Consider the following 26,399-nt stretch of genomic DNA (forward strand, 5'->3'; position numbering starts at 1 on the left):
CGCTTCTCAAATAATTAGAGAAATCGGACGAATAAAGATTGAAAATAGTCTTTCTAGAACCTGGAATAAAAAATAAATTATTAAAACACTTAATTAAACACAACCTCGGTTTTATAAAAGAAAGTCTTTGTTGTTTCGAAACCTTCTGCCCTTTTCATAAGATAATAATCCAATTTTTCGATGCTTGCGCTGGCTACTTTAATAATCTTCATAAAGTCAGAAAGTTCCATTATATTGAGATAACAGTTATATTGTGAAATTAATTTAAAAATTGAAATGTTAAAATCTTCCCATTCCCCAAATGAGGGTAATTCTGAAACTAAAATAATACATTGTGGCACTAATCCTTTGTTAATCTCAATTTTCAGATTTGATTTAGAGTCAAATACCGATATTTCATTTGATACACTTCTCAAAGCTCCGGCAAGTTGATTAACCGCCTTTAATATTTGCTTTTTAATATTATCCTGTTGTTTGGAAATGGATTTATCAAAAGCCTTTTGAGAAGATAAAACCTTGGATTCAATATAAAATGTTCCCAATTCATAATGGGCAAAAATATCGGTGAATTCCTTTTTTCTGCCTGAAGAATTAAAATAAGGATTGAGAAAAATATTATTGGTTTTAAATATAGATTCTAAGGGTACGAACACTTTTTTTTCAAGTTGATCTCCCTCTTTTTCCTCTAAATAATGAGTGGTAATATTTTGATCAGTAATAAAAGCAGATTGTATCGCAACTCCATTGGAGACATTTATTTCTATTCTTTGAAAATCTTGATAGTTTTTGGCGTCAAAATCCAATTTCATTTGATCTAAAACTTTCTTCCAATTATCATTGTTATATTCAGTATCAATGTTTTGCCATTGAATTTCAACAGTATTCTCACTTAGGGTAGCATTGCTTGATAAAACGGGAACCCCCAATTCATCATAAAAGTCCACTAAAATTGAATTCCCACTTTTCAATATTATTTTAAGTGCATCTATTTCAAGCAGAAAATTACTGGATTGAGTTACAATCAAGGGATTATCAATATGGTCATAAATGAATAATCTAATAACAGGGTATGTTTTTTCTGAAACAAAATACTGCCCTACTAACATTTCTAATTTACATCCTTGGTTGATGGCTCTAATAATATGATTAGGCAACTTAATAATAAACTTCTCTAAACCATTGTCATAAAACCAGATTCCCACTTCTTCATCATTAAGGCGGGAAGAAATAAAATCATCCAATGTTTCATATTTATTATTAAAATCCAAAATCTATTAATCCAGTTTTTTTAAGTATTTGAATTTTACAAAACTTGCAACTATATCGACTTCTGGAAATAAAGTAGCTTGGTTGAAACCAAAGCTTTCCAGTTGTTGTAATATTTGAGTTTTAGACTTTTTATCGATAATAATTCGTTGATCTGAATCACTTCCTCTTTCAATCCATTTTTTGTTAAATTTAGCCATTGGTTTATATAACCCGAAAACAGTAAATAATGATGGACTAATACCAAAAATTAAGAATGCCCCATGTTGCTTGGCAATCCTTGGGTTGTCAAGTTTAGGTTTAACGGCATAAACAGAAGAAACATCTTTCGGATCGAGATTTATCTTCACGAATGTTATGTAGTAATTTTCCAAAATATGTTTGACTGCATACTTCAATTGAGTCCTGAAGTTCTTTGCGGAAGTGACTTTGCAACTTTTCAACAAAAAAATATCTAAAAATGTTAACTTCTGAATTTGTTACAAGAGGAAACCTTACTTTAAATAAATTTAGAAAAGAATTAAAGACATGCTGAAATGGGTGCCCGTCATTTTCTTCGTAGCCCTCAATTATCTTCTCTTCATTGTCATTTAAAAAATTTAAAACTTTTGGGTGAATTTCATCAAAATGCTCATGTAGTTCCACAGGGAGTTTTTATTTAAACCAATAAAGCAATGTAAGTCATCATTTTACTGACAGTAAGCAAGTTAGATAATTTTATAAACGCATAAGGCATCGTATAAACCATTAAACAATCCCCGATTTAGTCCCTGATTTTAGAAGTAGGGACTAAAAATACCCGCATCAAAATCTACACAACATTAATTATTAACGTACTGCCAACAGCCTGCGGAATTTCCTCTATAAATGTCAGTTTAGAAAATACGGAAAAAATTGATGCTGATTTTTTAGCTAAGTGACCAACGAGCAGTAGATCTGAAATTCACTAGTTGAATTTGGGTAATTTTAGTATAAAAGCGACCTCGATTTAATGGTGACTTATTCAGACCATCGAAGAATATCTGGTACGCGGTCGTCATTGCGGTATGTGCGTCGGCACATAGGAATATTGCTGTGCGCGGTGGCGAAAGTGAATAATGCTGCTATATCATTCAGCGGAGAAACAGTATTTTATTTGACGATTTATGTGATCAACTATTAGATTTTTGCACCATTTTTCTGCGTCTATACGCAACACTTAATTTTTTACCCAGAAAGAAAAAAAACGGACCGAAGCCCGCTTTGTTTAAAATTTCATTTTCTGAATCCTTACCGCATTTAGTATGGCAAGCAATGCTACGCCCACATCTGCAAAGACTGCTTCCCACATCGTGGCTAACCCCCCTGCTCCTAATACCAACACCACTGCTTTTACTCCAAAGGCCAACGCGATGTTCTGCCAAACAATTTTTTTGGTTTGCTTGCCAATATTAATGGCCATTGGAATTTTTGAAGGTTTGTCGTCCTGAATTACCACATCAGCGGTTTCAATGGTGGCATCACTCCCAAGGCCACCCATCGCTATGCCAACATCACTTAAAGCTACAACCGGCGCATCGTTGACTCCGTCGCCAACAAATGCAACCGTTTCATCCCGCGATTTTAGCTCTTTTACCTTATTCACTTTATCTTCCGGCAACAAATCGCCAAAAGCATTCTGGATACCCAGTTTTTGTGCCACTGCTTTTACCACGGTAGTTTTATCGCCGCTCAACATTGTAACTTTGACACCTAAACTGGTAAGTTTCTGTACAGTTTCGGCAGCGTCTTCTTTGATGCTATCCGCAATGGTAAGGTATCCCGCAAATTTGCCTTCATAAGCAATGGCAATCAATGTTTCTACAATATCGTTTGGATTTACATCATATTGGATATTGAATTTATCCATCAGTTTAAAGTTTCCTACGAGCAACTGTTTTCCCTGATACGATCCCTTCAGGCCATGTCCCGCTATTTCTTCTACATTGTCGAGAATTATAGTATGGTCGGGTTCACCGAGATGAGCGTGAATGGCAGTTGCAACCGGATGGGTTGATGAATTTTCGATTACATTCACTAATTTTAGAATTAAATCCCGGTCAAATTCCTGCTTTAGATTGACGGTCTGTACTTTAAAGACGCCCTCAGTCATGGTTCCGGTCTTATCCATAACCACATTTTTGACCTCTGCCAACGCATCCAGAAAGTTACTGCCCTTAAATAAAATTCCATTTCTGCTTGCGGCACCAATGCCACCAAAGTATCCTAGTGGAATACTAATTACCAAAGCACACGGACAACTGATTACCAAGAAAACAAGTGCTCTATACAACCACTTACTGAAGGTGTAATCCTGTACGAAAAAGAATGGAATAATTGTAATGAGAATTGCCAATAATACAACGATGGGCGTGTAGATTTTTGCAAATTTTCTAATAAATAATTCTGTGGGTGCTTTTTGTGAAGTTGCATTTTGCACCAATTCTAATATTTTGGAAAGTTTACTATCCTTGTATGCGGTAGTTACTTTCACCTGAACCACGGTGTTCAGATTGATCATTCCTGCTAAAACTATTTCGCCTTTTTCTTTAGAATCTGGTTTGCTTTCTCCTGTGAGTGCCGCTGTATTAAAAGACCCTTTTTCAGATAATAACTCGCCGTCTAAACCCAACTTTTCGCCAGATTTTAGTTGGATTATGTCGCCAATCTCTACAGATTCCGCTTTTACAGTTGTTGATTGATTATCTTTAACAACGGTAACTTCATCTGGTCTTTGGTCTAATAGTGTTTTTATATTAGTTTTTGCTCTCTGTACTGCAAGTGTTTGAAAAACTTCACCCACAGCATAGAAAAGCATCACTGCTACACCTTCAGGAAATTCTCCAATGGCGAACGCACCAATCGTAGCGATACTCATCAAAAAAAATTCTGAAAAGAAATCACTTTTTCTTATACTATCAAACGCATCTCTTAAAACTGGTAATCCCACGGGAATATACGCTACAACATACCAGGCAATCCTTACCCATCCATTAAACCAATTTTGGGTAATCCAATTATCTAAAGCAATAGCAATTATTAATAATGTGAATGATATAATGGCGGGCAAAAACATTTGTAACGTTGTTTTGTCCGTATTATCGTGATTATGTCCAGCATCGTGGGAATGCTCTCCGGCATGTTTTTCCGTTCCAATATCCCTTAAGTTTAATTTCTTTTTTGCCATTTTTTATATTTTAATTTTTGAATATATCGTTTGTATCTTATTATAATAATTTATCAAGTTTAATTTTTGAACCTAAAAATTTTAAATTAAAATTCATTTTTTGAACTTTACGATTATGCTTATTTTTTTAATCTTAATTAATTTAAACTACCATTCCTACCAGTAGAAATATTAAAAATCCTACAAAAAACATACTCGTCTGCAAAAGTGTTTCTTTTTCTTCGTGCGCTTCTTTCAATAATTCTTCAGTTACCAAAAATAATAAAGCAGCGAGACCGAAAGACAGCACCAATTCCAGCCATTCCTGTGATAATCCTGCTAATAATGTAATTCCTAAAACGGCTCCGACAAAGAAGCAGGCACCCAAAACTAATAAAATAGTCAGGCTTTTTTGTTTTGAAAAATTTAAATCCATACAAGCCAAAACTACTGCTAATCCCAGAGAAAAAATTTCGAGAGCCAAAGCGATGGAAAGCAGAATTCCTTCGGTGCTTCCAGCCGCAAAACCAACGCCGAGAAGCACGCCATCTATTAGTAAATCGATGGCCAATGCCACCAGAAGTCCCATCGGCAAAGAATTTTTTACTGCCGATTTTTCAGCGTTTTTTTGAAATTTTTCTGAAAAATATTTTACAGCCAACATCGTCGCGATGCCCAGTCCGAAACCAATTCCCACTTCAATAGGCCTGTGATTTTTAATAATATCCGGCAGAAGTTCCACTGCAACAACTGAAAAAACCACTCCGCCCGCAAAATGCAACACAGAACTCCGAAAACCCGCGTTTGGTTTTTTAAATAATCCGGTAATCCCGCCCAATAAAATGGAAACAACTGGAATTAAGGCGTATAAATAAATTGAAATCATAAAAATATTTTGATGCTAGTTTTGGCAACTTTTTATGGAAACAAATGGTTTGTAAATAGGTTTTAAGGTTTTAAAATTATCCCAAGATTACTCCTCTTCCTCCATATTATTCATTTTAGAAAGCAGGTCATATGCCCCTTTTAAAACTACTTTATCGGATTCATTAAATTTTGCAGGCAAAGTAACCGCAGTAAAACCATTTTCGCTTACACCGGTTTGCACTTCTACCTTCCTAAAGATATATTGTTTTTCTTTTTCCTTCCCATCTTTATCTTTGGTTTTTTCTAAAGTTTTTTCTAAAATAAAAATAAAATTCTTACCTCCGGAACCTACAATTGCCGCATCTGGTAATGCCGGCGTTTCCATAGATCCAAGTTCTATGATAGCATTGACAAACATTCCCGGCAACAGATTTTGAGATACATTCTGAATTCTTGCCAAAACATCTACAGTTCTGTCTCCGTGTATATCTTTCCCTATCAGATAAACTTTAGCAGTTTTTTCCTCGGCGTCACCAGTAGCCTGAAATCGAATAATTTGACCAATTTTTATTTTTGCAACATCTTTTTCAAAAACCTGCACTTTTACCATCATATTACCTGTATTTGCAATATCTGCGACAACCTCATTAGTTCCAACATATTTTCCAATATTGGTATATACTTTTGTTACGTATCCGCTTTGCGGTGCATAAATGTTGGCGCGCGAAGATATGTTACCTCTTGCAACAGAAGCAGGATTGATGTTCGCAACCTGAAGTCTTGCCCGTAATCCGGCAACCCGTGCAGACATACTGTTATACTCACTTTGCGCCCGCTGTAAAGATTTTCTGGCTGCAATATTTTCTTTTACCAGTTCTTTTTGGCGTGCAAGATCCTGTCTTAAATAAGACATCTGACTATTGCTTTCCATGTAATCCTGCTGTATCTGTAGAAATTCAGGATTTTCTATCGTTGCCACCACGGTTCCTTTTCCAATATATTTTCCTTCGATTACGTTCATGGATTTTACATGACCTCCAAAAGAAGAGGTGATACTGGTCAGATTTTGCGGTGGAACTTCAATAGCTCCGGAGGCTTTTATATAATTGGAAAGATTAGTATTGGTTATATTTCCCAGTTCCATTCCCACACTTTTGTACTGCTCTTCACTAAATTCTACGCTATTTGCATCGTGCGGAACTTCTACATTTGCCGTGACTGCTGTTTCTTCCTTTTTATCAGAGTTACAGGCTGACAATAAAAAACCTAAAATGAGGATATATAAATATTTTGATTTGTTCATGATTTTGGACCTTTAATTATTTATTATAAACCAGAAATTAATTCCAGTTCGATGGCTGTTTGATTATATTGATTTAAACTTTCGATGTATTGCTTTTGGACTTCCACGGCATTATTTATAGATTGACTAACCTGGTAATAATCCATTTCTCCGACCTCAAAGGCACGCTGTGATTTTGCAATAAGCAATTTTGCCTGTGGCAATGCTGTTTCCCTATAAAAATTGATCTGTATTTGCAATCGTTTTAGGTCCGAAAGCAGTGTCGAACCCCGTTGAGAAAGACTGAAAGAAAATGCATCTACTTTTGCTTCCTGCATTTGCTGGTTAATTTCTGCGGCTTTGATTTTTGCTTTTTGCGCTTTTGCAAAAATGGGTATGCTAATTCCCAATTCTACACCCTGAAATCTTTTTCCTACTCCGTAAAACTTCGAAACTCCATTTTTCTCGAAATTACCTACCAACGATTGGTTAAAATAACCGACGCTAAAATCGGGAAGTAACCTGCTTTTTTCAACTCTGATTTCTTCTTTAGCGACTTCTATCTGGCTTTTCAAAGCAAGCAAGTCTGGATTATTATTAAACATGCTACTCTCTGGTGATAAATCTAAAAATTTTTCAGTAAGCGTTTTGTCTGTGATATCTTCGATCGTTTGATTTCCAGTATATCTTTTCAGTTGCTCCAGATGAATTTTTATATATTCATCAGTCTGCAATTTTTGAGAAATTGCTTCCTGCAATCTGGTATTGGCATTGTATTTTTCTAAAATATTTGTTTCACCTGTCTGAAATCTTATATCCGCGGCACGAAGTATTTTTTCATAAAGGGCGATTAATTCCTCATTTAACGTTCTTTGTTCTTTTCTGTAGAGTAAACTATAATAAATACTTTTTACCTGATAGGTTATCTGATTTTTATAAATTCCTGCCTGCATTTTGGATGCGTTTATATTGGCATCTGCAAGTTCTGTCAGTCTTTTCAAATAAACCGGATTCGGAATATTTTGGCTTATGGTAATATTGTTATCATAAGCAATAAGACTATTATATTGTCCAAAAGTGAGATTGATATTTGTTTTTCCGTAATCTCTCACAGAACCTTTTAATGCAGACTGGTATTCCTCTCCTAATTTTGCAACCCTTGTGTTTGGATTGGAATTCAGGGAAGCAGAAATTGCCGAATTCAAATCTATGGTCCCTACAGATGAAGATGGATTTGTCGTAATCTGACCTTTAACTCCATTATTAAAACCTGAAAGTAAAAACAAAATAATAATCGTTGCTGATCCTGCAATTTTTGTCTTATTCAACTTACGTCGGGAAGGTTTTATATTCTCCACATAAGAGTAAAGTACCGGCAACAATACCAGTGTAAGAAATGTTGCGGTGAACAATCCACCTATAACAACTGTTGCTAATGGTTTTTGTACTTCGCCTCCTGCTCCGGTTGCTAATGCCATCGGTAAAAACCCTAAAGAGGCAACAGTAGCCGTCATTAAAACCGGTCTTAATCTTATAGCAGTACCTGCGAGAATTATTTGTTTTACATCTTTCATACCTTGTTTTTTAAGTTGATTGAATTCAGTTATTAATACAATTCCATTTAAAACCGCCACACCAAACAAAGCAATAAAGCCTACACCAGCGGAAATACTAAAAGGTAAACCTCTTAACCAAAGTGCAAATATGCCACCTATGGCAGACATTGGGATTGCTGTGAAAATTAGCAGTGAATATTTTAAGGAACCAAACGCAAAATAGAGCAGCAAAAGAATTAATCCCAATGCAACCGGTACGGCTATAGAAAGTCTTTTGTTGGCTTCTTCCAAATTTTTAAATTGGCCACCATAAGTTATAAAATAGCCGGTCGGCATTTTTACTTTTTCGTCAATTTTTGCCTGAACGTCTTTTACTACAGAGGCAATATCTCTACCCCGAACATTAAAGCCAACAATAATTCTTCTTTTGGCATCTTCACGCTGTATTTGGTTAGGTGCCAATTGATAACTTACTTCTGCAACCTGCTCCAACGGAACCTGGTTTCCATTACTGGCAGTAACAAAGAGTCTTTTTACATCTTCAATACTTTGGCGTTCTCCTTGTTCTAACCGAACTACCAGATCAAAACGTTTTTCTCCTTCGAATACCGTTCCGGCAACACCACCAGCAAATGCAGTGTTAATAGCGTTATTTATTTCTTCAACATTTAACCCATATCGGGCTATATTATCCCGGTTCAATTTGATTGAAATTTGCGGTAAACCACTTACTTGTTCTACATACAGATCTTCCGCACCATCAACTGAGGGAATTAACGCCCCTATTTTTTTTGCTAAATCTGAAAGCGTTTCTAAATCATCGCCAAAAATTTTGATACCTACATCCTGTCGTACACCAGAAATTAATTCGTTGGTCCGTAATTGTATAGGTTGCGAAAAACCGAACGTAACTCCCGGAACCTGTTCTAAAGTTTTCTGCATTTTCTCCGCTAATTCTTCCCGGGTATCTGCACTTGTCCAGTCTTTTTTAGGTTTTAATAAAATGGTAATATCCGCAGCCTCAATGGGCATTGGGTCCGTAGGTATTTCTGATGCACCGATTTTACCAATCACCTCTTTTACTTCGGGATACGTCTTCATTAATAGGCTGGATGCCTGCTCTATTTTATCTATAGTCTGGTCCAACGAACTTCCTACTAATAATCTTGTTTCTACTGCGAAATCTCCTTCCTCCAGCGTTGGTAGAAACTCACCACCAAGAGAATTGAAAATAACTGCTGACAATCCGAGAAGCGTAATTGCAACAATCAAAACAGTTTTTTTAAATCGCAGTGCACCATTAATCAACGGATCATAAATACGCTGAAATTTTTCCATCATTTTATCAGAAAAGTTCTTTTTATGGGTAATATTTTTACTCAATAGAAGTGAACTGATCATCGGCACATAAGTAAGCGAAAGAATTAATGCCCCAAATATTGCAAAGGAAACCGTTTGTGCCATCGGGCGAAACATTTTACCTTCAATTCCTACCAAAGCCAATATTGGTAAATAGACAATTAAAATAATTAGTTGCCCAAACGCAGCGGAGTTCATCATTTTTTTTGCAGAACCGGAAACCTGCATATCCATTTCTGCCTGCGAAATTTTTCCTGCTTTTTGCCGGGCTAAACGGTGCATGGTTGCTTCCACGATAATTACAGCACCGTCTACGATTAGTCCAAAATCAATCGCCCCAAGACTCATTAAGTTTCCAGATACGCCAAAAACTTTCATTAATGCTACAGCAAATAGCATTGCTAAAGGTATTACAGAAGCCACAATTAAGCCTGAACGAATATTCCCCAGAAAAAGAACTAAAACTAATACTACTATTAGCGCCCCTTCTATTAAGTTTTTTTGCACCGTACTCATGGCTCTGTCTACAAATTCACTTCTGTCCAGAAAAGGTTCTATCTCTACACCGTCAGGTAAAGTTTTCCGTATTTGGTCTATTTTATCTTTTACTCGTCCAACTACTTCAGAAGCATTATTATCTTTCAATAGCAATACAATTCCACCAACTGCTTCTTTATCATTTCTGGTAAGTGCACCGTAGCGTGTAGCGGTGCCAAACTGAACTTTTGCAACATCCCTAATTGTAATAGGCAGACCACTCTCCGAATTTTTAACTACAATCCTTTCAATATCTCCAAGACTTGTGATCAAGCCCTGGCTTCTGATAAAATAGGCATTGGGTTTTTTATCAATATAGGAACCACCGGTATTCTGATTGTTTTTTTCCAGTGCTGTGAAAATATCAGAAATAGATAAATTGTAACTTCTTAGTTGATTAATGTTTAAAGCAATTTCATATTGTTTCAAAAGACCTCCAAAACTATTTACTTCTGCAATTCCCGGCGTACCTAATAATTGTTTTCTAATGATCCAATCCTGAATTGTTCGCAGTTTGACAGCATCGTATTTATCTTCAAAGCCGGGTTTAGCGTGTACCGTATATTGGTAAATTTCACCTAACCCAGTTGAAACTGGCGCCATTTCCGGATTTCCAAGACCGGCTGGAATGGAACTTTTGGCTTCAGGAAGCCGTTCAGAGACTTGCTGGCGTGCCCAGTAAATATCTATGTCGTCATGAAAAATAATAGTAACTACAGATAAACCAAAGCGAGAAATAGACCGCACTTCCTGAATTTCAGGAATAGTAGACATTGTCTGTTCTATAGGATAAGAAATAAACTGTTCTATTTCCTGGGTTGCCAGTGATGGACTTAATGTTATTACCTGCACCTGATTATTTGTAATATCTGGTACGGCATCTATAGGAAGGGTTCGAAGGGACATGACGCCCCAAATAATGAGCGCAATAGTGAAAATTCCGATCACCAATTTATTATTGATGGAGAATTCAATGATTTTATTTAGCATTGATAAAGAAAATTAGATTAAAGTAAAATTTAGATAATAAAAAGTACGCGTTCGCAGAAAAGCAAAACCGTAAATTTTATTTAATAATACTAACCTAATTGAGGCGGTTGCCAGATATTGACAACATGTAGAATCGCGTAACTGTAATTCTTTTCAGGAAGGGTGGCTTTAATGACAAGTGCAATTTTCTCAGGAAGTAATTGTCTGATCTGTGCAACTGTCATTGACATTCCCGCACAGTGGCACACACAGAAGGGAGAACACAAATCAGAGCTTTGACCGTGGCTCCTTTCTACATGAACGGTAGTGGTGAAACATGCTTTTTCGCCTAACCTTTTGGCACCATCAGTGCATGGCACCATGGTGAGTACCATAAAGAAACATGAAAGGATAAAGCTGAAAAATTTCACGGCGCTAATATAGGAAAAAAAAATTTATGAATGATTATAGCAAAGATTCTTAAACCCATTAAAACCTCAATATCTTAAGATTGTTACAATTTATCACAATAATTATTTTTATTTTGTCATTATTTGTAACAATTTTGCTTCATGGAAATCCGGGGCTTTATAAAATCAAAACATTTGGACCACATTAGGATAGTGACCTCTGAGAAGGAGCAGGAAATCGATGTTTTCTACACAGAAATGAGGAATTATGATGTGGAAGAACTTCTCGAAAGTGAGCAGATAATTTTGGATGTTAAAATACAGTCCACCGATTATTACGGACTGAAGCTGGGGAAATTCTGGCTGTCTGATATTGTGTTTCCGAAGAAGAATTACGAATACCGAAAAAAGCCTAAAAAACGTGAACGGGACCAAGTTATAGCACAACAACAGTTTATTGACAGGACCAAATAAAAACCGTTATCTGCCGCTTTTTTAGTTCTTTTATGAGGCGTATGAACGAACAATAAAAAAAAGTCTATCCCATTGTGATAGACTTTCTTTTTTTTAAGAGCATTACCGCTCATCAGGTGACCGGAAGCACTTTTTTATAATTTGCAAACATCATCCTTTAATAGGTCAGTATAATCCCTGCACCCCAGCTCATATCGCTGTCGTAGTGGGTTGAGATTCCGATATTTTTTGTGACGATATATTTAAGACCTGCCATATATTCTTTGTCGGTATTGACCATGAATGCCCCGCGCAAACGCGCAGTCAACGGAATGTCTTCACGTTTCAGCTGGAACCTTACAATTCCGTCTGTAAATATTTCTGCCTGCAGGTCCACCAACATCGGGAGTTTATACATGATACCAGCGCTGAAAGTTTTTCTTTCATCTTTAGTAGATGCCTGTCCAAAAAGGTTTTTTTCAATATTATTCCTGTCAATCTTTCTATAATGGTAGTTAAATCCGATAAATGGTTTCAGCCACTGCATACGGTCCACATACCTGCCGAGTTGGGTTTCCACCTCGTAGCCGTGATGGGGATTGTAACCTAAACGCCATTCTGTTCCCAATACCCAGCGGGCATTTGAGATCCTCGCCATCCCGTCGTTACCATTAGTAGCAAAATCGTTTTCGGCCATAAGGTGCCACATGTTACTTTCGCGCTGGAGCTTTTTGTAAGCTGAAGCTTTATCGGGCAGCAAAGGATTCTGATAATCACCAACAGCAAAAACACGGTTCATCCCCGCCATCATGTGATAGAGGATGTGACAGTGGAAAAACCAGTCCCCATCCGTTTTAGCTTCAAATTCGATGACATTAGTTTCCATCGGCATAATATCCAACACATTTTTGAGGGGTGCCTGAAGGCCATTTTTGTTGAGTACCCGAAAATCAAAACCGTGCAGGTGCATCGGGTGACGCATCATTGAGTTATTGAATAGGGTAATGCGGAGAATTTCGCCTTTTTTTACCAATATTTTGTCAGATTCTGCCAGAACTTTATCGTCCATACTCCACACGTAGCGGTTCATGTTTCCCGTAAGGGTAAACTTCAGATCGCGCACGGGACTGTCTTTCGGAAGCGAAGTGTCATAAGGCGATTTCATCATCCCATAATTCAATGTGGTAATCCCGGAAGCAGGCATCTGGTGTTTTGAGTGATCCATTTCTGCATCACTACTTTCCATCTTATTCATGGTCATTTCTGCATGATTTTCAGCAATAATTTCGGGGTACATCACCTGATTCATATCCATCGTCTGATAACTCATCTTCATGCCCATATCTTTCATGTCACCGTTCATCTTCATCATGTCGTTCATCATCTTCATCCCTTCAAAGTATTTGAGTTTGGGTAATGGATCATGGGATTTCGTAGCTCCTTCTCCAATAAACACTGACGCAGATTTTGTGCGGTCTTCGGGTGTAACAAGGAGTTCGTATGAAGTGTTTTTTTCAGGAATTTCCACTACGATATCCACTGTTTCGGAAACCGCCAGGATCAGGCGATCCACTTCGACCGGTTCAATATCCAATCCATCACTGGCCACTACTTTTATTTTTCCTCCGGCATAATTGAGCCAGAAATAGGAGGAAGCACCGCCGTTGGCGATTTGAAGCCGAACTTTGTCACCGGCTTTGTATCCTGCCAGCTGGCTTTCGGTTTTCCCGTTAACCAGAAATGCGTCATAGTAAACGTCGCTCACATCCATGGCCAGCATGCGCTTCCACTCATTGGTAAGCTTGGTTTTGAAATGTCCCTGTTTTATGGCTTCAGAATAGCTCTGCGTAGCGCCCTTCTTGATTGCGAACCAGTCGTTCGCATTGCGGAGCATCCGCTGAACATTATTGGGGTTCAGGTTTGTCCACTCGCTCAGGATAAGCTGCTCCGTGGGCAAATCATCAATCCCCGGCCGGAAAGTAGGATCTTCGGGACGTTTTTTCAGAATCATCATCCCATACATTCCAATCTGCTCCTGCAGGCCAGTATGTGAGTGATACCAGTGGGTTCCGTTTTGGATGATGGGAAAGGAATATGTATAAGTGGATTTGGGTGGAATGGGTTTTTGGGTAAGCCAGGGAACCCCATCTTCTTTATTTGGAAGATGAAGACCGTGCCAATGCAGAGAAGTTTCTTCATCCATCAAATTGTGGACAATAACTTCTGCCGTATCTCCTTCGTAAAACACGAGTTTTGGCATCGGAATCTGTCCGTTCACAGCAATGGCGCGTTTCTGTTTGCCCGCAAAATTTACCAGGGTATCTTTCACATAAAGATGGTAGGTCACTTTGCGCCCAGCTTTCAGGTTTTTTTCAGGCATCGGCATGACCATTTTATGAGTACCGTCCTTCATTGTATTCCCGTGTTCAGAATGATCTTCTTTTTTTTCTTGAAGGACCAGATTCATTCCGCATTTGGGACACTTTCCGGGTTTGTCTGAAACCACTTCCGGGTGCATCGGACAGGTGTACATTTTTTGCGGAGCTTCATGCTGATGGGGAGCAGTTGTTGAATGTTCCGGCGTTTTGACGCTTGTTGGATCTTTCGGTACTGCTTTAGTCTTTGGCATCACCGGTTTTTTAACTTCCGCTTTTGACTTTGTTTTTGCAGGGGTCACTTCAGGTTTCTGAATCGTAGTTTTTTTAACTGCGGTGGCCTTTTTAGGAGCGGGCGCGGATTTGGCCGCCGTTTTTTTCTCAGTAACGGATTTTTTCACCAGGGTCATACCGCAAATGGGGCAGTTACCGGGTGCTGATTTCACCACCTGCGGATGCATCGGGCAGGTGTACACGGTTTTGGTGCTCTGTGAATAACTGTTTATGGACATTGCCATAAATAGAAAGAGCGAAAATATATATTTCATCTTGTAATTATTTAATTTTTAACAAACTTGCATTAAGTGCGACCACGATGGTACTGACACTCATCAGCACTGCGCCCATGGCGGGACTCAGGACAAATGTGGGATACAGAACACCTGCAGCAAGTGGAATAGCCACGACGTTATAGCCCACTGCCCATACGAGATTCTGGATCATCTTGTTGTAGGTTTTCTTTCCAAAATCTATCATTTTCACCACGTCTCGAGGGTCACTGTTGACCAGAATAATATCTGCGGTTTCGGCAGCAACATCAGTTCCGCTGCCAACTGCAATGCCTACATCTGCTGCTGCCAAAGCCGGTGCATCATTTACGCCGTCACCTGTCATCGCAACGATTTCCCCTTTATCCTGAAATTCTTTTACTTTTTCCTGTTTGTGGTGCGGAAGTACATTTGCCAAATATCCGTCCATTCCTAATTGCTTTGACACCGCCGCCGCTACCTTTTCGTTATCACCTGTAAGCAGGAATGATTTAATGTTCATGCTTCGAAGTTGATCAATAGCTTCTTTTGCGCCTTCGCGAATGGTATCTGCTAAAGAAACAATACCCACTGGCACATCATCAATCAGAATAAAGTTCACTGTTTCTGCATCCTGGTTGATTTCTTCCGAAATGGCAGGTACCTGTTTATTGTTTTGAACAAAATAATTAGGACCGGCCGCGACAACCGATTTACCGTTTACGATTCCTGTCACTCCAATTCCCTGCATGTAGCGGAAATTGTCTGACTTCCATAGCTCCAGTTTTTTCTCAGAAAGGGTCTGCATGATTCCTTTTGCAATGTGATGTTCGGAGTTCTGCTGCACTGCTGCTGCATACTGGAGTAAATCGTTTTCCGAATAGTGTTCCGTTAGAGGAATGATTTTCTGCACAGTGTGGGAACCTTTCGTAAGGGTGCCGGTTTTATCGAAAATAATGGTCGATAATTTTCTGGTGGTTTCAAAAGCCGTGCGGTTTCTGATGAGTAAACCATTTGTCGCTGAAAGTGTAGTGGAAATGGCCACCACCAGAGGGATTGCCACTCCTAAAGCATGAGGGCAGGCCGTTACCATTACCGTTACCATCCGTTCCAGAGCAAAAGCCAAATCTCCCATGGTGATGTACCAGTAAGCGAAAGTTCCTACTCCCACCACAATTGCTACTATAGTAAGCCATTTGGCTACTTTATCCGCCAGATTCTGAGTGTTCGACTTTGCTGCCTGCGCATCCTGAACCAAATTAATGACCTTATTGAGGTACGAATCCTTTCCAACCCCTGTTGCTTTTATCTTTAAAGCCCCGTCTCCATTGATAGACCCTGCGATAACCTTTCCACCGGACTCTTTTCTTACAGGAACACTTTCTCCGGTCAGCATGCTTTCATTTAAATAGGAACTGCCCTCGACAATCATACCGTCAGCGGCGACTTTTTCGCCCGGTCTTATGATTACGGTATCTCCGTTTTTCAGCTGTTCCAGTTTTATTTTAACCGGACTTCCGTTATGCTCGACGGTTACGTCATTTGGTAGCAATGCCACTAAGGATTGTAACGCTTTTGAAGCTGCCATCTGTGAACGCATTTCGAGCCAATGACCCAGAAGCATGATGACAATTAGGGTGGCGAGCTCCCAAAAGAAATCCATGCCCGGCAGCCCGAATACGACGGCAACGGAATAGACATAAGCTACGGTAATCGCCAAAGCAACGAGCGTCATCATCCCAATAGCTCCGGCTTTCACTTCGCCCAAAAACCCTTTGAAAAAAGGCATTCCACCGTAGAAATAAATAATACTTCCCAAAACCAACAGCACGTATTTATCGCCTTGAAAAGCTATGGTGAAACCAAGCCACTGCTGAATCATGTGGGAAAGCAGCAGCACCGGGACAGAAAGTACCAGTGTAATCCAGAATCTTTTTAGAAAATCCGGAGTATGATGACCTGCATGTTTGTCAAATCCCGCCGCTGAACTATCAGATTCTGAGTGATGATCATGATTCTGATGATGATGGCTGTGTTCGTCTTTTTCAGGTCGGGCGGTTCCTCCCAAGGGAATTAAGTTCATTCCGCAAAGTGGACATTTCCCCGGTTCGTCCTTCAATATCTGGGGATGCATGGGACAGGTGTATTTTTTCATAATTCAATTTTTTTGCGTTAAATTCTGCTATTTGAGATTACTTCCGGGTTTGAAGTTCCTTAATTTTCGCCCTCATGACGGCAATTTCTTCCTCCTGTGCTTTGATAATTTCCTCGCCCAACTTTCTCACTTCCGGATCGACCAGATTACTTTCTTCGACCATAAGAATAGCCCCTGCATGGTGTGGAATCATGGACTTTAGAAACTGGACATCTCCCACGGCTGTCTGCTGCCGAATCCCGGACCAAAACAGCACCATCATCAGCACTCCGAGGCCCATAAGAATTTTATTGAGTTTTTTGTTGGGATACATCTTCCCCATTAACAGCAGTTCGATGATTAACATAGGAGAAGCCATCAGGCCTGCCATGTATAACTGGTTTATGTTTGGAATTACGTTAGCCAGCTTGTCCACCATCGCATACATTAGTATAAACATTGAAATAAAGGAAATCAGAAGCATCCAAAATAACTTTTTGTATGCAGAGGCATGGCTTTCTTGCGCGTGCTGGACAGACTCCTTGCCCGATTCCATTTCATGTTTGGAATGATTGCCTGTTGTTGAATCAGTATCCTTAAGCATGTTGTGATCATGTTCTAAATTTTTCATCCTAGTAATTTTTTAGTGTGGGTTAATGGTATTAAAAAAATCTAACAGTTCTTTTTTTTCATCCGCTGATAATCTGGCGTTTCCGTGCATCATGCGGTATGATCTTAAAGGCATTTCCTCTTTTTCAATCTGACTGATTACGCTTTTTATTTTTGCTTTTTTTCGTCTTTTTGAATAGTTATTGAACTCATCAAAATTGAGTTCGTCTCTCCCTTTTTTAATATGCTGCGCCATAAACCAAGCGCCGGGCTGCAATTCTGAATACCACGGATAACGGGTATTATTTGAATGACAGTCATAGCAGGAAACTTTCAGAATAGCAGCCACGTTGGCGGGCACCTTTTCGGTTCTTTCAAAACTTTGACCTGGCGGAACGGTGGAGACATTACGCTCCACCGGTATGAATTGAATGGCTAAAACAACCGCCACTACTATCACCGACAGCCAGCCTATCATATTCAATTTTCTCATATTACATGGTGCTCATATCGTGACCCGCCATGGGATCTGCCCCTTTCTTAAATATATATTCGCTGTTCAGCAGGAAAGCCCCGGAAACCACCACTTCGTCTCCCGCTTTAATTCCGGAGGTGATTTCTATTCTGTCTTCATATTCCAGACCCGTTTCCACCATTCTGTTGACGAAGGTGTTCTTCGCGGTTTTCACCCACACCGTGGAGGATTTCCCATCCCTGATTACTGCATCCACAGGCATTGAAATACCATCACGGGATTTGTTTTCTACCAGAACATATACCGGCATGCCGGGTTTCAGCAGGTTTCCTTTGTTGGGCACGGAAATGCGAACCAGATTTATCCTGCTGGAGGCGCTTATTTCAGGGTTTGTAAAATCAATCTTCCCATTAATCTTCAAATTATCCAGATCGGGAATATATACGGTGACCTTGCTGTCTTTCTGAAGGAGAGCCATTTGGGAAGAATACACCTGCGCCTCTGCCCAAAGCGATGAAAGATCTGCCAGATTCACGATGGTGCTACCTTCGGCAAGATAATCGCCTTCGGCAATGCTCAGATCGGTGATGTAACCGGCTGCATTGCTGAACACAGTGGTGGTAGGTGTGGCTTTTCCTGATCTTTCCAGCTGTTTGATCTGGCCTTCGGACATTCCCCATAAATAAAGCTTGTTTCGGGAACTTTGGAGCAGCTGATCAAAATCAATGGAAGTATTACCGACGAACAGCTTGCGTCTTTCTAATGCCAGCAAATATTCCTGCTTTGCATTATTGAGTTCTTCACTGTAAATATCGACCAACGGCGCCCCCTTCGGAACAAAATCGCCAATGTTTTTATAATACAACCGTTCAACTCTACCCATTACTCTTGAACTTACTGCCTGCATTTGGTACTGATTAAAATTGAGTGTTCCGGTCAGCGTAAGTTTATCAGCCATAGACCCATCTGATAGCGCGACTGTTTTGATATTCCCAAGTTTAACCTGCTCGTCATTCAAAATAATTTCGTTAGGATCAGCATTCTTTTTCTTCTCGACAGGCACCAAATCCATGTGACAAATCGGGCATTTTCCGGGTTTATCGGAGACTACCTGTGGGTGCATGGAACAGGTGTAGTAGGTATCGTGGCCGGCATGAGGATCTTCCTCCTTTTTACAGGAGTAAAGAAAAACCAGCAAGGCCAGCATTAAAATATTAAATTTCATCTTATCAATTTTTATCTGTTAATTTTTATGAAACTTTCGCTGTCCATCAGGTACTGTGCATTTTCGGCAACTCCATCTTCAGGAAGCAAACCACTGACGATCTGAATTTTATCGCCTACCACCGCGCCGGTAACAACCTTGTGGGCAATAAAACCGCCTTCAACTTTTTTGAACGCAATTTTATCAATCCCCAAAGAAACCACCGCTGATTTCGGCAGCCAATCTGCCATTCTGTTGTGGCTCATAATCTCCGCTTTAACCTGACTTCCGACAGGAATTTTTGCGGTGGAATTATCAAAATAGACGCGCGCCGTTACGGTTTTGCTGCCCTGCCTGAAGAACGGTTCAATAAAACCGATGGTTCCTTTGAAGCGGCTCTCCGGATTAGCTTCTGGGATGATCATGACTGACTGTCCTTTGCTGACCAGTGCGATGTCTTCAGAGAAAATATTGATCAGAGCCCAGGTTCTGTTGGGATTGTAGACACTGAAAATATTCTGTCCTTTCTGGAGATACATTCCTTCTTTTAGAGGTAGTTCAGCGGTGGCTGCCGTATTTGAAGCCATTGCGGGTGCAGATTGTGGTGATGACCCCATGCTTCCGGCCGATCCTGCCTGCTGAATGTGTCCGCTGTAATTGCTGAAAACCGGAACTGTGAGATCAGGTTTCCCTCGCTGGATGACTTTCTGTATCTGTGAAGCCGGCATTCCCAAAAGAAGGAGTTTCTGGCGTGAAGCATCGATCATTGTTTTGTTTGAGCGGTCATTTTTAATAACGAAGAGCAGGTTTTGCTGTGCGGTTAAAAGTTCCGGGCTGTATATATCTAAAATACGCTGCCCTTTCGACACTTTCTGGTATTTATACCGCACATAGAGTTTCTCGATACGGCCCGCAACGCGTGAGGAAATACTGCCAATCTGTCGAGTATCGTATTCTACCGTCCCTAAAGCATCAACCGTGGTGGGTATGTTTTCTCTTTTTACTTTTATTACGGGCTGTTCCGACACTACAAATTCATTGGTTGGTTTCAGCAGATCGTCGAGTTTAATCCCCTCTTCCTTTTTTTCAGGGGCATCTTTCAGGACCAAATCCATCCCACATTTGGGACATTTGCCGGGTTTGTCTGAAATCACTTCCGGGTGCATCGGACAGGTATAAGCATGCATTGCAGCTTCTGCCGAGTGCTTATCTTCCCAGAACTTAACTTTGTCACACGCGGTCAAACCAAATAAAAGCATAGTGAATATTATAATTTTTCTCATCTTCTTTCTATTAAGCGGTCAATTTCAGTTTGCGTCTGCAGTGCTTTGGTAAGGATCTCGAAATATTCCAGTTGGGCCATATTCAGCTGTTCCCATGCGTCATATAACATGAAGAGTTCTTCCGTATTCTGCTCATAGCCCAACTGCATGGATTTGTAGTTGTTTTTTAAGGCCGGAATAATGGTGTCTTCGTAGAGTTTCAGCTGATTTTTATTCAGGTCCAGTTCATTGCGCATTCCGTAGGCCATTCCGCTGTATTCGTTCACCATCATTTCTTTCTGTGCCTGCAAGGCTTCTTCTTTCAGTTTCAGGCTTTCAATATTGGCTTTATTCATGCCTGAAGCCCAGGATACGAAAGGCAGTTTTGCCATCAGCATCAGAGAAAACTGCATGGGCTGGCCACCAAAACCAAACATGTTTTCGAACTTTACGCCAAATTCCGGCTTTAGATTCTGCTTTTCCAGATCCTGTTTGAGTTTGGCAATATTGATTTCCCGGTCGATGCCGCGGAGATCACTTCTGTTCTGATAAAAGAGATCCTGACCAAAAGTCTCGAGAGAGTAGTCATTCAGGTTGTATTCGGGCTCAATCTCCAGCGGTGCGAGCGCGTCTCTTCCCATAAGGGCATTCAACCGGATCCGGTTGACGCGGAGGTCATTCTCGTACATGAGCTGCATGTTTTTGGAACTGCCAAGCGCAGCTTTTGCTTTGTAATATGCAGATATTTTGGAAAGCCCATTTTTATACCTGATCTCGGCATTTTTAATCATAAAGTCGAGCATCTTTTCGTTTTCCTTCACGACTTTCAGTTTTTTATCCAGGACGATGGAACTGTAATACAGTTTTTTGGCATCCTGAAAGTTTTCATTGAGGGCGGCAAAGAGCTTTTCCTTTTCTACGGAAGACATTGCCTTCATGAGATTTTCGTTGGCGTCGAGTTTCTTTCTGTTCGGAAACATCTGTTCCACCGAAACTGCTACCGAGCCCATGCCTAGCATATCGCCGTCGCGCTGCCAGAGTTTTGCATTATAAGGTGTCATGAAAAGACCTGCTCCCACCGTTGGCGCCATCCAGCTTCTTGCTCCTTTGGCGGCAGCATCCATTGACCGGATTTCGGCATTGTACATTTTTACCACCGGATGGTTGGCTGCGATACTGTCCATTACTGCGGGCAGGGACATTTGCTGAGCATCAATGGTGGTGTAAAGCAATGCAAGTACTGCTGTTATTATTAATTTTTTCATTTTGTAATCATTTAAGGATTAATGGGAAGCGTCGAGCACGTCAATTTTCCCCAGTTTGTTCAGTTCCCATTCCTTCTGCATATAAAAGATAATGGGTGTTACCAAAAGGATGTGAATGGCCGAAGTGAAAACACCACCAACCATCGGCAATACAATTGGTTTCATCATGTCACTTCCCACACCGTGGCTCCACAGGATGGGAACGAGTCCGAAGAGGGTCACGCAAACCGTCATAATTTTAGGTCTTAATCTTTTCGCTGCACCGTTGATCACATATTCACGAAGTTCTTCATTGGTAATGGTCTCCCGTGAGTTGCCATTTTTTGCAATAAGCTGAACCATAGCGTCGTTCAGGTAAATTACCATCACGATTCCGGTTTCCACCGCAAGTCCGAACAGGGCAATAAAGCCCACTGCTACAGCTACCGAGAGATTCACTCCCCAAATTGAAATCATGAATACGCCGCCAATTAAGGCAAAAGGAATACTGATGAGATTAAAAAAAGCTTCGCGGTAAGAATTGAATGCAAAGTACATGGAAAGGAAGATCACGATTAATACGAGGGGCATAATCATTTTTAAAGTCTGCTCACCGCGAATCAGGTTTTCGTACTGTCCGCTCCATTCCACGAAATAACCTTTAGGCATTTTGTTCACCATGTTATTGAGTTTTGCCTGGGCTTCTTCTACGGTACTGCCTAAATCCCGGTCGCGTACGTTGAATAGAACAGTTCCACGCAACATTGCATTTTCAGAATTGATCATTGGTGGTCCTTCTGTAAGACGAATGTCAGCCACTGCACTTAGCGGAATGGAACCAAATTCCATCGTCTGCATGGGCAATCTTCTCAGAGATTCCAAATTATTTCTGAAATCCTGGCCGTATCTGGCATTTACCGAAAAGCGCTGTCGGCCTTCCACGGTGGTGGTGAGTTTCATTCCGCCGAGCGCACTTTCCACGACGGCATTTACATCATCCACGCTTAGCCCGTATCTTCCTACTTCTTCGCGTTTCACTTGAATGTCCACATATTTTCCGCCGGTAATCGGTTCGACATACATGTCCTTGATCCCTTCAATTCCTGTGAGTTCCTTTTTAATCTTTTCTGAAAGGACGGCAATACTGTCCAGGTTCTGTCCGTATACTTTTACGCCCACATCCGTTCTGATCCCGGTTGAAAGCATATTGATTCGGTTGGAAATCGGCATGGTCCAGCCATTGGTAACGCCTGGAATCTGCAGTTTGGCATTCAGCTCATTGATGAGATCATCTTTTGTTTTGCCCTCGCGCCATTCGCTTTGCGGTTTCAACAAAATAATGGTTTCAATCATGGAGATGGGTGAATTATCTGTCGCCGTGTTGGCTCTTCCGGCTTTTCCGAGGACATGATCCACTTCCGGAATTCCCTTAATGATTTTATCCTGTACCTGCAGTAATCTTTTGGCTTCAGAGTTTGAAATATCGGGAAGGGTAACCGGCATAAAGAGCAGGGATCCTTCATCCAAAGGCGGCATAAACTCACGTCCAAGGTTCATTATCATTGGAATACTGATGAGCAGTGCCAAAATATTAATTCCCAGCGTGGTTTTTTTCCATTTCATGCACCATCTTATCAGCGGTTCGTAAATCCGTTCCAAGCCTCTGTTTATTGGGTTTTTATTATCGTCCTTAAATTTTCCCTTCATGAAAAAGGAGATGAGCACCGGGGCAAGGGTAAGCACCAGGATTGCATCAACAATCAGGATGAATGTTTTAGTGTACGCCAGCGGATGAAAAAGTTTACCTTCCTGACCGGTCAACATAAATACCGGGAGAAAAGAAACCACGATGATTACCGTAGAAAAAAATACGCCTCTGGATACCTGTAAGGATGATTTTTCGATAATCTTCAACCGAATGTCTTCGGGAATTTTAACGTAACTGTCTTTCTCCTTCTCTTTTTTTCTGAATATATTTTTAAACCAGTTGGTCTTCATTGTTAGGGGGTTTTATTTTGTTGATGGTTCTGCCAATCGGAGAGATTTTTATATGCATTTTCAGACATGATAATTCCGTTATCCACGATCACCCCAATTGCCAGCGCAATTCCTGTAAGGGACATGATATTTGAGGAAAGTCCAAACGCATTGAGCAGAATAAAACTGATGGCAATGGTGACCGGAATCTGAATGATGATGTTCAATGCACTTCGCCAGTGGAATAGGAACAGAATAACAATCATTGCCACCACGATAATTTCTTCAATCAGCTTGGTTTTAATATTGTCTATTGCCCCTTCAATCAGCGTACTACGGTCGTACGATGTTTTGAAGGTGACGCCTTCCGGTAGACCTTTTTCAACATCCTTCATTTTCTCTTTCACATCGTTGATGACCTTATCTGCATTTTCGCCATACCGTGCCACTACGATACCGCCCACGACTTCGCCTTCACCGTCTGCATCAAAAATACCCAGACGCAGATCGCCACCCATTTGTACCGAGCCAATATCTTTCACCCGCACGGGAATACCGTTGTAATTTCCCACCGCGATTTCTTCGATATCGGCTACATTCTTAATGTAACCAAGTCCACGGATGACGTAGGCCATATCGGCCATTTCAAATTTACGTCCGCCCACATCATTATTATTGGCTTTCACTTTGTTCATCACATCCATCAGAGAGACGTTATAGTACTGCAGTTTTACAGGATCTACGACGAGTTGGTACTGTTTTTCGAAACCTCCAAAAGAAGCTACTTCCGCAACGCCGGGAACCGTCTGCAGGGCAAACTTGACGTACCAGTCCTGGAGGGCGCGCTGGTCTCCTAAATCCATTTTAGGTGCATCCAAATGGTACCAGAAAACGTGACCAACACCAGTGCCATCCGGTCCGAGCGTAGGGGTGACATCTTGTGGGAGTAAACGCTGCGCATAATTGAGGCGTTCCATTACCCGGGTTCTGGCCCAATAAATATCTACGTTATCTTCGAAAATGACATACACGAAACTCATCCCAAACATAGAGGAAGCCCGGATGTTCTTAATTTTCGGAATTCCCTGAAGGTTGCTGACCAGAGGAAAAGTCACCTGATCTTCAATAATCTGGGGACTTCTGCCCATCCACTCGGTAAAAACGATGACCTGGTTCTCACTCAGATCCGGAATGGCATCGATGGGATTGTCCCTTACCGCAAAAATACCCCAGATAAAAAGGCCGATTGCAATCAGCAAAACGAAATACCTGTTGCGGAGGGAGAGTTTGATTAAATTTTGAATCATGGTTCAGTATGTTTTTACTTAATCTCCTCCTGAACCTCGCCACACGACAGCATTTCTTTGCCATAATAAGGATTCTTCACCTCACGTGAATCGCTAAGCCAAAAAGTCCCTTTGTTATCATTGAACATTGGACAGAAGATTTTGTACACCGGTTTTGGAGTTCCGAAATCCTTCAACAGGTCGTAAAAATCTGCACTCATTATGTCCAGGTGTTCGCGCTGATGATCAATCTTTCCAGCATTCTCCGCAATATGCTGCGCATGTTCTCTAATGCTTGATTCGAGGTCAGCATATTCTTTTTTCTGTTCAGCGGAAAATCCGTTTTTGTCTATTTTAGTTAGCGCCTCTAACATCCCCTTAGCAGCATTGACTGCTTCTTTATCATCATCACCCGACAACGCAAATGTAAGATGGGTGTAATGGGAATAGAGTTCTGTAAGATTTGCGGAAGATTTTTTTGCGTCTATCACGGTTACCTTTCTATCCATAGGCATATCGCCCATCGCTGAACTGTCAGACATCATGCTCATATCATGCTGCATGGATGTTTCAGTGGTGCTTTTCTGTTCTTTGTTTTCTTTACAAGAAGAGAGTGCAAGTGTGCCAATTGCTAAAAGGCTGAATATTAGTGTTTTCATTATTTTATAAGTTTAAAGGTTATTTATTATTAAAAAAGGCTTCGTAGTTTGCTTTATTTTCGAAGTACACGACATTATCATTTTTATCAGAGATTGCGATAATTGCGGTCGCTTTATCGATGAGTTGATGAGATATCGGATCATACGCCATGCGCGCATTTTCTTCCTGCGGGATTCTGAGTTTGCAGTTTTCGCAGCAACCGTAGTAGGTTTTGCCGTCATGCTTTACTTCGAGCTGTTTTTTGCCCATGTAGGCGTTGTTTACCATACAGACCTGGTCGTGAGGAACAATGTCGCCGGTCTTGAACTGTGCATTGGTAATTTGGGTATTTTCGGCTTTTGAATTGGTGCAGGAAACGAGAAACACTGCTACAAAAGCCAGTATTCCTAAAAGAATATTCTTCATTAAATTATCGGTTAAAGGTTAAATTTGAGCCTCCGTCTTGAGAGACTGTGTACGAATATCCTGATCTTCAAGTTGTTCTTTAAAGAACATTCTTTTCTAAAAGATTACTTAAAGGAGAAATGGAAGTTCGAAGGGACATTCAGCACCGCTAAATAATCTGCGGAAAGTGTCATAAACACTTCACGACCAGACACAATTCGGGCTGTAAAAGAAGATCTTAACCTATTTTGGGCGGTTCCCAAATGGTATGGAATCCACCGGAGTAATGGGGATTCTGATAAAAGAAATTAGAATTTTTGTCATCGTAACCGGACGCTTCGTTTTTAGAATCCTCTAAAAATTTGCTGTCTGCTAGAAT

At 40.4% G+C, this 26,399-nt stretch carries 19 protein-coding genes; 1 reads left to right on the forward strand and 18 read right to left on the reverse strand.

All coding sequences use genetic code 11. The features are described from left to right. Positions 1-89: 89 nt before the first annotated feature. From J4771_RS08325 to J4771_RS13310, 7 genes are all read right to left on the reverse strand, one after another. Positions 90-1,241, reverse strand: a complete 1,152-nt coding sequence (locus tag J4771_RS08325; RefSeq protein ID WP_224134509.1) for a hypothetical protein — start codon at positions 1,239-1,241, stop codon at positions 90-92. Positions 1,242-1,274: 33 nt separating this feature from the next. Further along, positions 1,275-1,616, reverse strand: coding sequence for a hypothetical protein (locus J4771_RS08330; RefSeq protein ID WP_123854600.1), 342 nt, complete (start codon positions 1,614-1,616; stop codon positions 1,275-1,277). Positions 1,617-2,512: 896 nt separating this feature from the next. Beyond that, positions 2,513-4,471: a heavy metal translocating P-type ATPase gene (locus tag J4771_RS08335; protein ID WP_224134510.1), complete on the reverse strand. Its 1,959-nt coding sequence runs from the start codon at positions 4,469-4,471 to the stop codon at positions 2,513-2,515. Between the two features lie 142 nt (positions 4,472-4,613). Beyond that, a complete protein-coding gene (locus J4771_RS08340; RefSeq protein ID WP_076387896.1) occupies positions 4,614-5,336 on the reverse strand; it encodes a ZIP family metal transporter in 723 nt (240 codons plus the stop codon). Positions 5,337-5,423: 87 nt separating this feature from the next. Further along, the gene (locus J4771_RS08345) at positions 5,424-6,620 is read right to left on the reverse strand and encodes an efflux RND transporter periplasmic adaptor subunit (protein ID WP_125201703.1); all 1,197 of its coding nucleotides are present in this window, start codon (positions 6,618-6,620) and stop codon (positions 5,424-5,426) included. A gap of 23 nt (positions 6,621-6,643) precedes the next feature. Continuing rightward, positions 6,644-11,041, reverse strand: coding sequence for a CusA/CzcA family heavy metal efflux RND transporter (locus tag J4771_RS08350; protein ID WP_224134511.1), 4,398 nt, complete (start codon positions 11,039-11,041; stop codon positions 6,644-6,646). Between the two features lie 89 nt (positions 11,042-11,130). Next, positions 11,131-11,415: a DUF6660 family protein gene (locus J4771_RS13310; RefSeq protein ID WP_394369763.1), complete on the reverse strand. Its 285-nt coding sequence runs from the start codon at positions 11,413-11,415 to the stop codon at positions 11,131-11,133. A gap of 177 nt (positions 11,416-11,592) precedes the next feature. Between J4771_RS13310 and J4771_RS08355 the strand changes: the two genes are divergently transcribed. Further along, a complete protein-coding gene (locus J4771_RS08355; protein ID WP_224134512.1) occupies positions 11,593-11,904 on the forward strand; it encodes a hypothetical protein in 312 nt (103 codons plus the stop codon). Positions 11,905-12,061: 157 nt separating this feature from the next. On the opposite strand, the gene J4771_RS13190 is transcribed toward J4771_RS08355, so the two are convergent. From J4771_RS13190 to J4771_RS08415, 11 genes are read right to left on the reverse strand one after another with little or no spacing between them, the layout of a single operon-like run. Next, complete coding sequence (locus J4771_RS13190; RefSeq protein WP_262900159.1) at positions 12,062-14,806, reverse strand: multicopper oxidase domain-containing protein; 2,745 nt, start codon at positions 14,804-14,806, stop codon at positions 12,062-12,064. A 7-nt stretch (positions 14,807-14,813) separates the two neighbouring features. After that, positions 14,814-16,940, reverse strand: a complete 2,127-nt coding sequence (locus J4771_RS08375) for a heavy metal translocating P-type ATPase (RefSeq protein ID WP_224134513.1) — start codon at positions 16,938-16,940, stop codon at positions 14,814-14,816. Positions 16,941-16,977: 37 nt separating this feature from the next. After that, on the reverse strand, positions 16,978-17,550 hold the full coding sequence (locus tag J4771_RS08380) for a DUF305 domain-containing protein (protein WP_224134514.1): 573 nt from the start codon (positions 17,548-17,550) through the stop codon (positions 16,978-16,980). Between the two features lie 12 nt (positions 17,551-17,562). Beyond that, on the reverse strand, positions 17,563-18,021 hold the full coding sequence (locus J4771_RS08385) for a heme-binding domain-containing protein (protein WP_224134515.1): 459 nt from the start codon (positions 18,019-18,021) through the stop codon (positions 17,563-17,565). Between the two features lies 1 nt (position 18,022). Beyond that, complete coding sequence (locus tag J4771_RS08390) at positions 18,023-19,228, reverse strand: efflux RND transporter periplasmic adaptor subunit (protein ID WP_224134516.1); 1,206 nt, start codon at positions 19,226-19,228, stop codon at positions 18,023-18,025. Between the two features lie 11 nt (positions 19,229-19,239). Beyond that, a complete protein-coding gene (locus tag J4771_RS08395) occupies positions 19,240-20,490 on the reverse strand; it encodes an efflux RND transporter periplasmic adaptor subunit (protein ID WP_224134517.1) in 1,251 nt (416 codons plus the stop codon). Next, positions 20,487-21,734, reverse strand: a complete 1,248-nt coding sequence (locus tag J4771_RS08400; RefSeq protein WP_224134518.1) for a TolC family protein — start codon at positions 21,732-21,734, stop codon at positions 20,487-20,489. Before J4771_RS08400 ends, J4771_RS08395 begins: the two co-directional genes overlap by 4 nt. Before the next feature lie 18 nt (positions 21,735-21,752). Continuing rightward, on the reverse strand, positions 21,753-23,711 hold the full coding sequence (locus J4771_RS13195; RefSeq protein ID WP_262900160.1) for an efflux RND transporter permease subunit: 1,959 nt from the start codon (positions 23,709-23,711) through the stop codon (positions 21,753-21,755). Positions 23,712-23,713: 2 nt separating this feature from the next. Beyond that, positions 23,714-24,997 (reverse strand): efflux RND transporter permease subunit, encoded by a 1,284-nt coding sequence (locus tag J4771_RS13200; protein WP_262900161.1) that lies wholly within the window; start codon positions 24,995-24,997, stop codon positions 23,714-23,716. A gap of 14 nt (positions 24,998-25,011) precedes the next feature. Further along, on the reverse strand, positions 25,012-25,635 hold the full coding sequence (locus tag J4771_RS08410) for a DUF3347 domain-containing protein (RefSeq protein ID WP_224134519.1): 624 nt from the start codon (positions 25,633-25,635) through the stop codon (positions 25,012-25,014). A 19-nt stretch (positions 25,636-25,654) separates the two neighbouring features. Continuing rightward, entirely contained in the window at positions 25,655-26,041 is a 387-nt protein-coding gene (locus tag J4771_RS08415) for a hypothetical protein (RefSeq protein WP_193439439.1), read from the reverse strand. Between the last annotated feature and the right edge of the window lie 358 nt (positions 26,042-26,399).

It is taken from the genome of Candidatus Kaistella beijingensis (assembly GCF_020084865.1).
In the GTDB taxonomy this organism is placed as follows: domain Bacteria; phylum Bacteroidota; class Bacteroidia; order Flavobacteriales; family Weeksellaceae; genus Kaistella; species Kaistella beijingensis.

Coding starts and splice junctions, on each gene's coding strand:
- J4771_RS08335 (WP_224134510.1), bottom strand. CDS start 4,471: ATGGCAAAAAAGAAATTAAACTTAAGGGATATTGGAACGGAAAAACAT.
- J4771_RS08340 (WP_076387896.1), bottom strand. CDS start 5,336: ATGATTTCAATTTATTTATACGCCTTAATTCCAGTTGTTTCCATTTTA.
- J4771_RS08345 (WP_125201703.1), bottom strand. CDS start 6,620: ATGAACAAATCAAAATATTTATATATCCTCATTTTAGGTTTTTTATTG.
- J4771_RS08350 (WP_224134511.1), bottom strand. CDS start 11,041: ATGCTAAATAAAATCATTGAATTCTCCATCAATAATAAATTGGTGATC.
- J4771_RS13310 (WP_394369763.1), bottom strand. CDS start 11,415: ATGGTACTCACCATGGTGCCATGCACTGATGGTGCCAAAAGGTTAGGC.
- J4771_RS08355 (WP_224134512.1), top strand. CDS start 11,593: ATGGAAATCCGGGGCTTTATAAAATCAAAACATTTGGACCACATTAGG.
- J4771_RS13190 (WP_262900159.1), bottom strand. CDS start 14,806: ATGAAATATATATTTTCGCTCTTTCTATTTATGGCAATGTCCATAAAC.
- J4771_RS08375 (WP_224134513.1), bottom strand. CDS start 16,940: ATGAAAAAATACACCTGTCCCATGCATCCCCAGATATTGAAGGACGAA.
- J4771_RS08380 (WP_224134514.1), bottom strand. CDS start 17,550: ATGAAAAATTTAGAACATGATCACAACATGCTTAAGGATACTGATTCA.
- J4771_RS08385 (WP_224134515.1), bottom strand. CDS start 18,021: ATGAGAAAATTGAATATGATAGGCTGGCTGTCGGTGATAGTAGTGGCG.
- J4771_RS08390 (WP_224134516.1), bottom strand. CDS start 19,228: ATGAAATTTAATATTTTAATGCTGGCCTTGCTGGTTTTTCTTTACTCC.
- J4771_RS08395 (WP_224134517.1), bottom strand. CDS start 20,490: ATGAGAAAAATTATAATATTCACTATGCTTTTATTTGGTTTGACCGCG.
- J4771_RS08400 (WP_224134518.1), bottom strand. CDS start 21,734: ATGAAAAAATTAATAATAACAGCAGTACTTGCATTGCTTTACACCACC.
- J4771_RS13195 (WP_262900160.1), bottom strand. CDS start 23,711: ATGAAGACCAACTGGTTTAAAAATATATTCAGAAAAAAAGAGAAGGAG.
- J4771_RS13200 (WP_262900161.1), bottom strand. CDS start 24,997: ATGATTCAAAATTTAATCAAACTCTCCCTCCGCAACAGGTATTTCGTT.
- J4771_RS08410 (WP_224134519.1), bottom strand. CDS start 25,635: ATGAAAACACTAATATTCAGCCTTTTAGCAATTGGCACACTTGCACTC.
- J4771_RS08415 (WP_193439439.1), bottom strand. CDS start 26,041: ATGAAGAATATTCTTTTAGGAATACTGGCTTTTGTAGCAGTGTTTCTC.